A 12,490-nucleotide genomic window follows, 5' to 3' on the forward strand; every position below is an offset into this window, starting at 1 on the left:
CCTCTCACTACCCGCCTGCGGGCAGATCGGTGCGCGGAGCGGTGCCCAGGTGCACGCCGACCCGCTTGACGAGGAGCGTCATCTCGTAGGCGACCTGTCCGACATCGGAGTCGGCGTCCGAGAGGACGGCGAGGCAACTGCCGTCGCCGGCGGCGGTGACGAAGAGGAAGGCGCCGTCCAGCTCGACCACGGTCTGCCGGACGCCACCGGCGTCGAAGTGCCGGCCGACACCCTTGGCGAGGCTGTGGAAGCCGGACGCCACGGCGGCCAGATGCTCGCTGTCCTCCCTGGTCAGGTCGGTGGAGGCCCCTGTCGCCAGGCCGTCCCCGGACAGGATGACGGCCTTGCGGATGCTGGCGACCCGGTCGACGAGGTCGTCCAGGAGCCAGTTCAGCTCCCCCTTGTTGGTCGCGGTGTGGCCGGTGGCCTTCGGTGCGGTCATCGACCGTCCCCCTTAGTCGTTCCTTGTGCTGCGCCGTCCCGGGCCCCGTCGCCCGCGGCGTTCTCCTCCCGGCCGCGCTGCCAGCCGCGCTGGAGCGAGGCCATACGGCTGCGGACCTCGTCGGCGTCGCGGTCGGCGGGCTGCGTCACGCTGTCGGCGCGCCGGTCGGTGTCCTGTTTGAGCTGGGGGGCCAGGCTGGCCTGGCGTACCCGCCGGGGCAGCGGCATGGTGTCCGGTTCCGCGGCCGGGCCGCCGACGGGCGCTCCGCCGCCGTCGTGGGCCGCCGCGGTGTCCGCCGGGCCGCCGGTGCCGGGCCTTCCGGGCCGGGTACGCCGGGGCAGCTCCGGGGCTTCCGGCGCCTCGCGGGCGCTGTCGGCCGGGGGTGCGGCGCGGTCGTCGGCGCGGTCCTCGGCGCGGTCGGTGAGCGCGGCGGGGCGCCGGGCGGCGGTGCCGCGGCGGCGGGCGGGCAGCGGGGCCGGTTCGCCGGGGCCGGCGTCCCGGGGGCCGGCGGCGGGTCCCGGGGCCGGTTCGCCGCGGCGGGAGCGCTGGTCGGTGACGGGCTTGCCGTGCGAGCTGACCAGCTTGGGCGTCTGCCGCCGCGGCAGCGGGGCGGGCCCGTGGTCGCCGGTCCCGTCGCGTGCCGGCAGGCCGGGCGGCAGCTCGTCGTCGTCCGGCCGGGACCGGCGGGGGCGGAACAGGCCGCCGCGTTCGCTGTCCTCGTCCGGGAGGGCGCCGGGGAAGTCGTCCAGCGTGTCGAGGTCGACGGGGGCCTCCAGCTCCACCGGACCGTCGAGCAGGGAGGTCGGCAGGCCGGGCAGTTGCAGCGGCGCCGGGGACCGTCCGGCGGTACGGCCGAGCGCCTGCTCGGTGCCCTTCGCCGGCCGCTCCCGGTCGAGCCGGAAGCCCATGCCGTTGGTGTCCGGGACGTCGTCGGTCAGCAGCGCGTCGGGGATGAACAGCACGGCGGTGGTGCCGCCGTACGGCGACGGCTGGAGGGAGACCCGGACGTTCTGGCGCTGGGCGAGGCGGCTGACCACGAACAGGCCCAGCCGGTCGGTGTCGGACAGCTCGAACTCGGGCGTCTCGGCGAGGCGCAGATTGGCGTCGAGCAGGGCCTCGGCCGTCATGCCGAGCCCCCGGTCGTGGATCTCCAGGGTGAAGCCGTTGGCGACCCGCTCGCCGACGACCTGGACGGCGGTGTGCGGGGGCGAGAACACCGTGGCGTTCTCCAGCAGTTCGGCCACGAGATGGGTGAGGTCGGCGACGGCGGGTCCGGTGACGGCGACCCGGGGCAGCCGCCGGACCTCGATGCGCTCGTAGTCCTCGACCTCGGCGACGGCGGCGCGGACGACGTCCATCAGCTGTACGGGCCTGCGCCACTGCCGGGAGGGCGCGGCACCGGAGAGGATGACCAGGCCCTCGGCGTGCCGGCGCATCCGGGTGGTGAGGTGGTCGAGGCGGAACAGGTCGGCGAGTTCGTCGGTGTCCTCGGTGCGGCGCTCCATGCTGTCGAGCAGGGTGAGCTGCTTGTGCAGCAGCACCTGGCTGCGCCGGGCGAGGTTGACGAAGACCTCGGAGATGCCGGCTCGCAGTTCGGCCTGTTTGACGGCGGCCTCGACGGCGGCGCGCTGGAGGGTGTTGAGGGCCTGCCCGACCTCGCCGATCTCGTTCTTGTCGTACTCCAGGCGCGGCACCTCGGTCTCGACGTCGACCTGTTCGCCCGCGGACAGCCGGCGCATCACGCTGGGCAGCCGGACACCGGACGCCTCGTGCGCCTCCAGACGGAGCTGGCGCAGGTCGCGGATGAGGGTGCGGCCGACCCGGATGGAGAGCACGACGGAGACGAGGAGGGCGACCAGCCCGAGGAGGCCCGCGACGGCGGCCTGGACGATGACTCCCACGGCCACGGGGCGCATCCGGTCCTGGAACCGGTCGCCGACCTGGTCGTCCAGGGTGCCGAGTCCGTTCAGGACGGTCGCCGCGGCGGAGTCCCAGCTCTTGGCGGAGACCCCGCGGGGCGTGCCGGAGTCCGAGGCGGTGACGGACCGTTCGGCCGCGCGCAGCGGGGCGGTGGCGGCGTTCTTCCAGAAGCGTTCGTAGCGCTCGCGTTCCGCGGCGGGCAGCAGCGGGAGGCTGATGGTGTACAGGAGGGTGCGCTGGGCGACGAGGTCGGAGAGGTCACGGGTCTCGTCGTGGGTGAGCCGGCCGACGACGAGGGCGGAACCGAGCAGGGCGTCCTCGCGGGAGAGCAGTTCGCGGGCCCGGGTGATGTTGACCAGCGCGCGGGCCTGCTTGTCGGCTTCGACGTCGTCGATGCCGTCGAGGGCCGCGAGCAGCGCGAAGCAGGGGTCCACGAGGCGGTTGTAGAGGTCGAGCGCCTGGGCCCGGGTGACGGTGCCCTCCTCGACGCTGCGGCGCAGCGAGCCGAGGCCGGCGAAGGCGTCCAGGACGGCGGTCAGATGCTCGCTGTCGTCCGTGTCCAGCCCGGAGCGGAGCTCGCGGTCCTTGGCGTGCCCGCGAATCTCGCCGATCGCCCGGTCGGTGGCGGCGCGGGTGCGGTGCAGCGCGGAGAGCACCTCGGAGGCCCGGGGGTCGGAGAGGTAGACCAGGCTCTGGCGGCGCTCCTGCTGCAGGACGCGGACGGCGTCCTCGGTGGGATAGCCGATGTCTTCGACGACATCGGTCGCCCGGAACAGCTGCGCCACTTCGCGGCCCGTGAGCACCGTGGCGAAACCCCAGATCGCGGTCAGGAACAGCAGCGGCACGAGAAGCAGCGCCACGATCTTCCGGCGGATGGACTTCCCGCGAAAGCGCATGGCCTCCCCCAGCTCGCCCCCCGCCGGCCGGGGGTGCTCATGTCCGTCAGCAAACGGCGCGAGCCTACTACCGCCTCACAGTTAACTCGAAGACACGACTGGAAGGTGAACTTCCGCACCGCAGGCGAGAGATGGCGAGTTGTCCCGCCATGGGGGGAGATTGCCACCGCACCCGGAAGGACGAAATCCGGCCGGTGTCGGTTCCTTCGCCAGGGGGTTGGCCGGATTTTTTCGGCAGGGGGGAATCTTCGGGCGGTCTCGTTCGTCCTTCTCTATGGGATATGGGGGCGGTATGGGCCAGAGAGACCGCGTCCCGCGTTCCGGCGGCGTAAAAGAGCGCATGCCGGGCAGCCACTGGGGAGTCGGGGTCTTCGGACGCCGGGGCGAGCGGTCTGCCGGCGGTGGGGAGTGACACGGTGACGGGCACGGCGGAGCGGCGCGAGGCGCCCAAGGAGAGCGTGGCGGTGCGCCCCGGGGCGCGCTGGGAGCGGACGGCGCCGGAGCACGGCGCCGCGGACGGGGGACGCGGCGGGCGGTCCGCCGGCGGCGGACCGCGGCAGAGTCACCGGGCGCTGTGGGTGGAGGAGCCCGCGCACCGGCATCCGCTGCCCGATCCGGTGCGGGCAGCGGCGGTGCGGGCCGTCCTCGTCATCGCGGTGACGCTGATACAGGCGATGGTGGCGTTCCTGTGCACGCTGGCGGGCTCCTGGCTGGCGTTCCCCATGGTGATCAGCGGCGTGGCGAGCACGGTGGTGGCCACCTGGGCGGCGGTCGACGTGTGGGTGACCCGCCAGGTGTGGAACCAGCGGTACGGCGTGGTGTCGGAGCCGAGCAGCACGGCCCGGGCGCTGCGCCGGGAGCGCCGGGCCCGCCGCCGCGAGGAGCGGACGGCCGAGCGGGAGCAGGAGCGGATACGCCGCAGGGGCGGCGCGGGGCAGCTGTCGCACCCCTGACCCGCCCTTCCTCCCGGCCGTCGGCCGGCGCTGTGCCGCGCCCGGCATCACCCGGGGCCGGTGTGCCGCGCCTGGCGGACACGGCGGGCGCCGGGCTGTCCCGGCGCCGGGGCTACGGCTTCTGACCGGCGGTCAGGCGCCGGAACCCCGGCCGGACGGCGCGGTCCCGGCCGGGCGACGCGGACCCGGCCGCGCTCAACGGCGCTGCCCTCAGCGGAGGACTTGGCGCGGGCCCCCGGAGGCCGTCGCGCACCGCGCGACCGCGCCCCGCGCCCCCGCGCCCCGCGCCCCCGCGCCTGTTACGAAGCGCTCGGCGCCGGCTTCTTGTACATCCGGGTCGCCGTGATCTCGCTGTGCACCGTTTCCCCGGCCTGCGGCGGCTGGGGCAGACCGGGCCGCAGGTGCTCCTCCACCCGGATGTACTTCAGGCCCGCCCGCAGGTCGGCGTCGTTGCGCAGGCGGATGACCAGCGGGAACTCGGCCAGCGCGGTGGTGTCGAACAGCCCGGTGGTGTACAGGAGCTGGACGCCCAGCGCGTCCGACACGGCCCGCTGCAGCTCCAGCAGGTAGGTGGCGTTGGCGCGGCCGATCGGGTTGTCCAGGAACAGCGTGCCGGCGTGCCGGTGCTTGTCCCGGCCCCGGTCGTTCGAGCGCAGCGCGGCCATCGTGCAGTACAGGGCGATGGCCGCGGTGAGCAGCTGGCCGCCCGAGAACACGTCGCCCATCTGGCCGACCGGGACGCGCTCGGCGCGCAGTACGGCGTCGGGCTTGAGGATCTCGACGGCCACGCCCTTCGGCTGGAGGGCCGCCGCCACTCCGCGCAGCAGCAGGGACATGCCGTCGCGGCGCAGGTCGGAGTTCTTCTTCACGGCGGCGCGCGTGGCCTCGTCGATGACCTCGCCGAGCCGTTCGGTGAGCGTGGCCTGGTCGGGCTCCTCGAAGCGGATGCGCAGGAACTCCTGTCCGGACCACTCGCCGAGTCCCTCGGGCAGCCGGGAGAGCCGCTGCGCGGACCGCAGGGTCGCCAGGGCGGACTCCACGAGTCCGCGCAGCCGGTCCACGATCGAGTCGCGGTTGCGCTCCAGCTGGGCCAGCTCGTCCGTCAGCACGCGCAGCCGGGGCGCGAACGCGTCCGCCCACTTCTGGGCGTGCTCGGGCAGCGCGGAGGCGGGCAGTTCGCGGATCTGCTGCCGGGCCGGGGTGCGGACCTGCTCGTAGCGCGTGGAGTTGGCGTGCCGGACGAGGATGTCGCTCGCCTCGCGCACGGCGGCCTCGGCGGCGGACAGGTCGGCGGCGCAGCCGCGCAGCGAGCGGCGGGCCTCGGCGGCGGAGTGCCGGGCCTCCTCCAGGGTGCCGGGGTAGGGTTCCGGCTCCTCCTGCTCCTCCTCCGGTGTCTGCTCGCGCAGCAGGTCGCGGAGCATGGCGGCGATCTCGTCGAAGCCGCCGGCCGCGTCCTCGGCGGCGCGGTGGGCCGCCAGCAGCTCCGCGTGCGCCGCGCGGGCCTCGGCCAGGGCCTCGGTGCGGGCGGCGAGTTCGGTGGTGGCGGTGCGCAGCAGGGTCTGGGCGTGCTCGGCGTCGCGCGGGAGCAGTTCCCCAGGCAGTTCGGTGTGCGCCTCGCCGTCCTCGGGCGCGTGCCGCTCCGCCTCGCCGCGCAGCCGGCCGAGCTGTTCGCTCGCGGTCGACACGCGGGTCTCCAGCAACTGGACCAGCTCCTCCGCGCGCGCGGCGGCGGCCTGCCGGGACGGCCCGTCGGAGCCGTCGGGCGACTGCAGGAGCTGCTCTGCGCGGGTGCGGACCTTGTTGCTGAGCCGGTCCAGTTCGGCGCGGGCGGCGCTCTCGTCGCTCTCGGCACGGGCCTGCTCGGCGCGCAGGTCGGCGCCGACGCCGACCTTCTCGTACACCTGGGAGGCGGCCCGGTAGGCCTCGCGGAGGGCGGGCAGGGACGCCTTCGGCGCGTCCGCGTCCGCCTCGGGTACGTCGTCGGGGGCGCCGGCGATCTCGGCGCGCTCGGCGCGCAGGGCGCGCGCGGTGCGGCGGGCGTCGTCGGCGGCGCGCTGGGCGGCGCGGCGGTCCTCGTCGGCGGCGCGGGCGCGCTCCAGGCAGGTCTGGGCGCGGGCCTCGGACTCGGCGGCCTCGTCGGCGAGTTCGCGCAGTTTCGCCTGCCAGCCGGCGCGTTCGCGGAGCCGGAAGGCGAGGCCGGCGAGGGCGTCGGCGGCACGCCGGGCCTTCTGCGCGGCCTCCTGCCGTTCGTCGCGGAGCCCTACGGCCTCGGCCGCGGTCTCCTCGGCCTCCGCGCGCGCGGTGCGCGCCTCGGCGAGTTCGGCCTCGGTCTCCTCGGCGAACGCGCGGGCCTCCTCGGCGGCCCGGGCCAGCTCGGTCAGGCGGCCGGCGGGGCAGCCGGTGCGCCAGGAGGCGAGCCGGGCGGCCAGTTCGCGGTCCTTGCCGAGGCGGCCGGCGAGGACGCGGATCTCCTGGTCGCGCTCGGCGGCCCGGGCGCGCAGTGCCTGCCGTTCCTCGTCGGCGGCGTGCTCGTCGTGCATGGCCGGGTTCGGCGGCACCAGGAACACGTCACCGGGTGTGGCGTCCGCGGCGGGCGGCGGGGCGAGCAGGGCGGCGGCGGTGCCGACGGCGACGGCGGAGCGGGGCAGCAGGGCGGCGTCGGCCAGGGCCTCCCGGGCACGCGCGTGCGTGTCCGGGTCGGTGATGACGACTCCGTCGACCAGTTCGGGGCGGGCGGCGAGCACGCGCGCGTGGTCGGCCGGGTCGACGGCCTGGGCGAGGTAGCGCCAGCCGGGCAGCGCCGGGATGCCGTGCTCGCCGAGGAACTCGACGGTGGCCAGGACGTCCGGGCCGGGCGGCAGCAGTCCGCCGTCGCCGAGCGCGCCGAGGATGCGGGCGTCGTCGGCGGCGGCCGTGCGCAGGTCGAAGAGGTGCCGTTCGGCGGCGGACACGGACGTGTCGAGGAGTTCGCGCAACTCGTCGGCGAACCGGTCGAGTTCCTCGGCCGTGAGCGCGGTGCCGGTGCCGGCGCGGGGGTTGTCCCCGGCGGCCGGGGTGCCGTCGTCCGCGCCGGTCCGGGGGCCCGGCACCGTCACGCGGGGCGCGCCGGGCAGGCTCAGCAGCTCCGCCAGGCGCTCTTCGGCGGCCAGCGACTCGGCGAGGCGCCGCTCGGCCTCGTACGCCCGTCCGGCGGCCGTGGCCGCGTCCGCCGCGCGGGCCGCGGTCAGCTCCGCGCGGGACTCGGCGGACGCCGCCTCGCGCGCGTGCTCGGTGGCCTTGCGGGCGGCCTCGCGGGCCGCGTCCCAGGCGGCCACCGCGGTCTTCTCCGCGTCGCTGGCGGCGAGCGCGGCCCTGGCCGGGTCGGCGTCCGGGGCGCTGTCGTCCAGCCAGCCGGCGCGGACCGCCTCGGCGGTCTCCTGCTCGACCTCGGCGAGCCGCTGGCGCAGGTGCCCGGTCTCGCTGCGGGCCCGCTGGGCCTCGGTGGCGGCGGCGGTGGAGTCCCGGTAGGCGTGGTCGCTGACCTCCTGGAGGGCGGCGGACCGCTCCTCCTCCTCGTTGGCGAGGGTCTCGGCGCTGTCGGCGGCGGAGTGCAGGGCCCGTACGAGATCCACGGCGGCCCGGGCGCGGGCGGCGAGCGCGGGTGCCGCGTCCCGTTCGGCCTCCTGGATGGCGGCGGCCACGCGCGTGACGCGGTCGGCGGCGGCCCGGTGGCGCAGGACGGCCTCGGCGGCCTGCCAGGCGGCGTGCAGGGTGCGGGCGTCGGCCAGCTCCCGCTTCTGCGCGGCGGCGGACTTCTCGGCGGCGGCCAGCGCCAGCGAGGCGTGGCGGTAGGCGAGTTCGGCGGCGATCAGACCGCTGCGCTCCCGGGCGCCCTCGGAGTGCGTGACGGCGTAGGCGGCGGCGGTGACCCGCTGGGCGAGGTCGGCGGCCCGGACCCGTTCCCGTACGGCCCGGGCGGACAGCCGCCGGGCCAGGGCGCGGGTACGGCGTTCGGCGCCCGCGTGGACGTCACGCGCGCGTGCCCGGGCGTCGGCCGCCTCCACGATCCGGCCGAGCAGGTCGGCCGAGCCGGCGGTGAAGTCCCGTTCGGCGATCAGCTCGGCACGCCGGCCGAGTTTGCTGCCGAAGCCGCTGACGAGGTCGGCGAGGCCGTCGGTGTCCCGGGTGTCGGTGACGGCGCGCAGCAGCAGGTCGGTGAAGTCGGAGTCCTTCTTGACCGCGAAGAGGCCGGCCGCCTCGCCCTCGTCGGCGTTCATCTCCCGCTGGTAGCGGAAGAGTTCGGGGTCCAGGCCGAGGTCGCCGAGGTGTTCGGTCCAGCGCTCGTGGGTCTCCTCCCAGTGCGCCTCCAGGTGCGGGTAGGCCTTGCCGGCCTCCATGAGGGCGTCGCGGAAGCCCTTCATGGTGCGGCGGCGGCCGTGCGCGCCGGAGACGCCCTCGACGGGCGGCCGTACGGCGGTGGCCTCGGCGACCGGCAGGTTGTCCAGGCTCAGGCCGGGGCCGGGCCGGAAGGAGTACCAGGCCTCGGCGAACTTGCGCGGGTCGTTGGAGACCTGCCGGCCGCGCCACTCGCTGACCTTGCCGACGACCACGCACTCGCCGGTCTGCACGTGCTGCCACTCCAGGGCCACGTGGCCGCAGTCGTCGGCGAGCAGGAACTTGCGCAGCACACCGGAGCTGGCGCCGCCGAGGGTGTTGCGGTGGCCCGGCAGCATCACCGAGAAGATCAGCTTGAGCAGGACGGACTTGCCGCCGCCGTTCTCCAGGAACAGCACGCCGGCGGGGGCGGGCCGGCGCGGCGGGCCGGACGGCTCGTCCGCGAAGAACTCCGCCTGCGTGGGTGCCGGGTCGGGCACGGGCTCGCCGACACCCCGCAGGTCAAGCACGGTGTCGGCATAGCGGGCACCGGCGGGACCGATGGAGTAGAGGCGGACCCGGGACAGCTCGTACATGGCGGACTCTCGTCAGTGTTCTTGCGGCGGGGGGCGGTGGTGGGGGGTCAGGAGTGGAACGGCAGCCCGGCGTCGGCCACCAGGTCCAGGTCGTCGGTGTCCTCGGCGGGCAGCAGGGAGGCCGTGCCGTCGGTGACCGGGACGACGCCCAGCTCCAGCAGTTCGGCCAGGGCGGCGCTGGCGGCCATGTCGCGGACCTGGAGCTGGTAGCGGGCGGTGGTGCGGTACGTGCCGCCGCTGTCGTCGCCGGTGCGCTGGAGGAAGCCCGAGTCGGTGAGGAAGGCCAGGGCCTTGGCCACGATGCCGGTGGTGGAGGCGGCCGGGCGGCGGGCGTCCTTGGTGGCGCCGGTGGCGCTGCGCCTGGCCCAGATCCGCCAGGCGGCCTCCAGGCCGGGCGCGTCCGTCGCCGGGTCGGTGTTCTCGCCCCGCTCCTCGGCGCGTTCCTCCAGGCGGCGGCAGGCCTGCCGGACGAAGGCGTCGACGCCGTTGACGGTGACCCGGCCGATGTAGGCGTCGTCGGCGAGGTCCTCGGGGCGCGGGAACGCCAGCGCGGCGACCGCGAGATGGGCGAGTCCGTGCAGGAAGCGGTCACCGGAGTCGGCGGCGGTGCGACGCGCGTAGTCCCCCATGCGGACGGCGAAGACCGAGTCCTCGGCAGCGGTCACGGCCATGCCCGCGCGCGGGGACACCTCCAGCACGACGAGCCCGAGGCCGGCGGCCACGGCGTCCGCGAGCCGGGCGAACGCCGGGTCGTCGCGGTAGCGGCGCAGCAGTTCGGTGTACTCCTGGTCACGCGCGGGCGCCAGCTTGGGCTGGAGGCCGAAGGCGACGAGCCGCGCCGCGTCGGCGGCGTCGGCGGGGGTGACGGCGGGGGGCGCCGACGGGACGGATGTCTCCGCCTCGCTCCACTCGACGTGCTCGGTCACGGGTTCGGCTCCTTGTCGCGGTCGTGCTCACTCATGCTGCTTCCGTCCGGTCGGCCGCCATCCCGGCGGCGTCCAGCAGGGCCGTCCCCACGATGAGGTCCGCCCCGCCGAACTCGGGATCGTCCAGCTCGGTCCCGTCGTCCACGGCGAACAGCAGCTTCTCCTCGCCCTGCCGGTAGGCGGTGCCGACGGGCGGGCTGGCCGCGTGGACCGCCAGCAGCGCCACCAGGTAGGCCAGGTCGGGATCGCCGGTGCGCCGGGCCTCGGCGAGCAGTCCCGACAGTCTCCGGGGCGCGTCGGCCGGCAGGTCCAGCAGCTCCGTGGCGGCAGCCAGTTGCTCCTCGCTGAACCTGCTGTCGTCCGGCGTCGCGATCAGGTCGGGCTCGGGCATCTCCGCGCCCAGGTGCTCCCGCTCCACGGGCGGCGTCAGCAGGATGTCGACGAGGTCGCCGACCCGCACCGCCACCGGCGTACGCGGTCCCGTGCCGCGTGCGAAGAACGCGTCCGTGACCCGGATGGCCTGCGCCAGCGGCAGCGGCAGGACGGGGGCGAGGAGATGGCCGTAGAGGTCGGTCCCGGAGGTCGTGGCCGGGGTGGCGAAGGCCTGCCGGTCCTGTTCGGCGCGGAACAGCGGGCCGGCCTCCAGCAGGCGGGACTGGAGCTGGGTGTGGCGCCGGATGCAGTCCTTGACGATGTCGACCAGCTCGGCGGCGCGGCGCTTGTGCTCGGGCTCCTCGGTCTCGTCGCGGGCCTTGCGGATGTTGGTGAGGATGGCGTTCTCGTGGCGGTACCGCTCGGCCACGTGGTCCAGGGCCTCGGCGATCATGTCGGGCACGGCGTTGAGCCAGTCGACCGCGCGGACGTTGCGCCGGGTGGCCTCCAGGGCCCGGCGGAGCGTCTCGGAGTACTGCACCGTGCGGTAGCGGGCCTGCTCGGCGGCGAGCTGGGCGTCGGCGAGCCGGCCGCGGCTGATCAGCACCTCCAGCTTGACCTCGGCGGCGATCTGGGCGCTGGTGACGTCCGTGTCGAGGGCGCCGACCAGGACGTTGACCGCCTCGTCCGTCGTGCGCAGAAAGACCGTGCCGCCGGGGCCGGGGACCTCTTCGATCAGCTTGAAGTCGTAGTCACGGCGGACGTACGTGCCGTCCTGCGCGAAGGTGCCGTAGACCGCGCGGAAGCCGCGGTCCACGCTGCCGACGTTGATCAGGTTCTCCAGCACCCAGCGGGCCACGCGCTCGTGTTCGGCGGCGGGCCGGCTCGGGGCCTGGGCGGCGACGCGCGGGACGAGCCGGGCCACGATCTGCTCGTGGTCGGCGCCCGTGTCGAAGTCCATGTTCAGCGTGACCAGGTCGATGGCGGCCAGCGCCACCTCCGCCATCCCGTACACCGAGTACTCACCGGCCAGGTTGGCCTTGCGCACGTCCAGGTCGTGCAGCGGCGCGGTGCAGGCGAGCGCGCGCAGCCGGCGCGCCAGGCCCTCGTCGGCGGCCGGACCCGGCGCCGGGCGCGCGCCCGCGCTGAGCTGGGGCGGAACACGTTCCGTCGATGCAGGCGAAGTCACGCTGCACAGACTAGGTCCTGGGTCCGACATCGGCCCAAACGGCTCAGAAGCGACGCCCGTCACAGAGGCTCAACAGGAGCCTGCCGGGTCCTCGCCCACCCGTCGCCGGTACACCGCGACGACCCGTTCCAGGGAGTCCGCGAGGTAGGTCTCCAGGAGCCGTTCCGCGCCGGCGCGGTTGCCGGCCTGGAGCGCCTGGAGGATCTGGCCGTTGCGGGTCAGGTACGGCTCGTGCAGACCGCGCGGGTCGTCCACGACGTGGAAGGCGAGGCGCAGTTCGGCGAAGACGCCGCGCATCAGCTCGTCGGTGCGTTCGCTGCCGGCGAGGGCGACCAGTTCCCGGTGGAAGTGGATGTTGGCCGTGGCCAGCCCTTTCCAGTCGTGGTCCGCGGCCGCCGTCCGCCCGTCCTCCACCGCCGACACCAGCCCGCCCAGCCGGTACGGCGGTGCGCCCAGGCCGCGCACGACGGCGCACTCGACGAGGGAGCGCGTGCGGTAGATGTCCTCCACGTCCTCGACGGTCAGGACCCGGACGAACACGCCCCGGTTGAGTTCGTGGATCAGCAGGCGTTCGTGGGTGAGCAGCCGGAACGCCTCGCGCAGGGTGTTGCGGGAGACGCCGAGCGCCCCGCCGATGCCGTCCTCCGACAGCCGGGTGCCGGGCGGGAAGTAGCCGTCGGAGATGCGGCTCCTGAGGATGTCCGCGACCCGTTCGGCGGTGCTGGTGCGGCCCAGGAGGAAGCGGTCGCCGGCCAGTCCCGTCAGCTGCTCTGCCATGCCCGGAATTCAATCGCAGACCCCGGAACGAAACAACATGGGTATTGAAGGATCGTTGAACGATCC

7 protein-coding genes are annotated in these 12,490 nt (G+C 75.2%); 1 reads left to right on the forward strand and 6 read right to left on the reverse strand.

Annotated elements, in window-relative coordinates; genetic code table 11:
- Positions 1 to 7: 7 nt before the first annotated feature.
- The gene (locus ACZ4SV_RS19995; RefSeq protein WP_365875437.1) at positions 8 to 442 is read right to left on the reverse strand and encodes a roadblock/LC7 domain-containing protein; all 435 of its coding nucleotides are present in this window, start codon (positions 440 to 442) and stop codon (positions 8 to 10) included.
- Positions 439 to 3,258: a nitrate- and nitrite sensing domain-containing protein gene (locus ACZ4SV_RS20000; RefSeq protein ID WP_468005872.1), complete on the reverse strand. Its 2,820-nt coding sequence runs from the start codon at positions 3,256 to 3,258 to the stop codon at positions 439 to 441. Before ACZ4SV_RS20000 ends, ACZ4SV_RS19995 begins: the two co-directional genes overlap by 4 nt.
- Before the next feature lie 416 nt (positions 3,259 to 3,674).
- Between ACZ4SV_RS20000 and ACZ4SV_RS20005 the strand changes: the two genes are divergently transcribed.
- Positions 3,675 to 4,211 carry a hypothetical protein gene (locus ACZ4SV_RS20005; protein WP_468005873.1) on the forward strand — a complete coding sequence of 179 codons (537 nt, stop codon included), beginning with the start codon at positions 3,675 to 3,677 and terminating at the stop codon, positions 4,209 to 4,211.
- A 299-nt stretch (positions 4,212 to 4,510) separates the two neighbouring features.
- Here ACZ4SV_RS20005 and ACZ4SV_RS20010 read toward each other — a convergent pair whose 3' ends face one another.
- The 4 genes from ACZ4SV_RS20010 to ACZ4SV_RS20025 form a co-directional block, all read right to left on the reverse strand.
- A complete protein-coding gene (locus ACZ4SV_RS20010) occupies positions 4,511 to 9,160 on the reverse strand; it encodes a hypothetical protein (RefSeq protein WP_468005874.1) in 4,650 nt (1,549 codons plus the stop codon).
- Positions 9,161 to 9,207: 47 nt separating this feature from the next.
- On the reverse strand, positions 9,208 to 10,086 hold the full coding sequence (locus ACZ4SV_RS20015) for a hypothetical protein (RefSeq protein ID WP_365875429.1): 879 nt from the start codon (positions 10,084 to 10,086) through the stop codon (positions 9,208 to 9,210).
- 31 nt (positions 10,087 to 10,117) lie between these two features.
- The gene (locus ACZ4SV_RS20020) at positions 10,118 to 11,647 is read right to left on the reverse strand and encodes a hypothetical protein (RefSeq protein WP_468005875.1); all 1,530 of its coding nucleotides are present in this window, start codon (positions 11,645 to 11,647) and stop codon (positions 10,118 to 10,120) included.
- Between the two features lie 69 nt (positions 11,648 to 11,716).
- Positions 11,717 to 12,424, reverse strand: a complete 708-nt coding sequence (locus tag ACZ4SV_RS20025; protein ID WP_468005876.1) for a GntR family transcriptional regulator — start codon at positions 12,422 to 12,424, stop codon at positions 11,717 to 11,719.
- Between the last annotated feature and the right edge of the window lie 66 nt (positions 12,425 to 12,490).

Source organism: Streptomyces sp. NPDC027672, assembly GCF_055566335.1.

What these genes read in the sequence shown, in the direction of transcription:
- ACZ4SV_RS20000 (WP_468005872.1), bottom strand. Translation starts at nt 3,258, where the DNA reads ATGCGCTTTCGCGGGAAGTCCATCCGCCGGAAGATCGTGGCGCTGCTT.
- ACZ4SV_RS19995 (WP_365875437.1), bottom strand. Translation starts at nt 442, where the DNA reads ATGACCGCACCGAAGGCCACCGGCCACACCGCGACCAACAAGGGGGAG.
- ACZ4SV_RS20025 (WP_468005876.1), bottom strand. Translation starts at nt 12,424, where the DNA reads ATGGCAGAGCAGCTGACGGGACTGGCCGGCGACCGCTTCCTCCTGGGC.
- ACZ4SV_RS20010 (WP_468005874.1), bottom strand. Translation starts at nt 9,160, where the DNA reads ATGTACGAGCTGTCCCGGGTCCGCCTCTACTCCATCGGTCCCGCCGGT.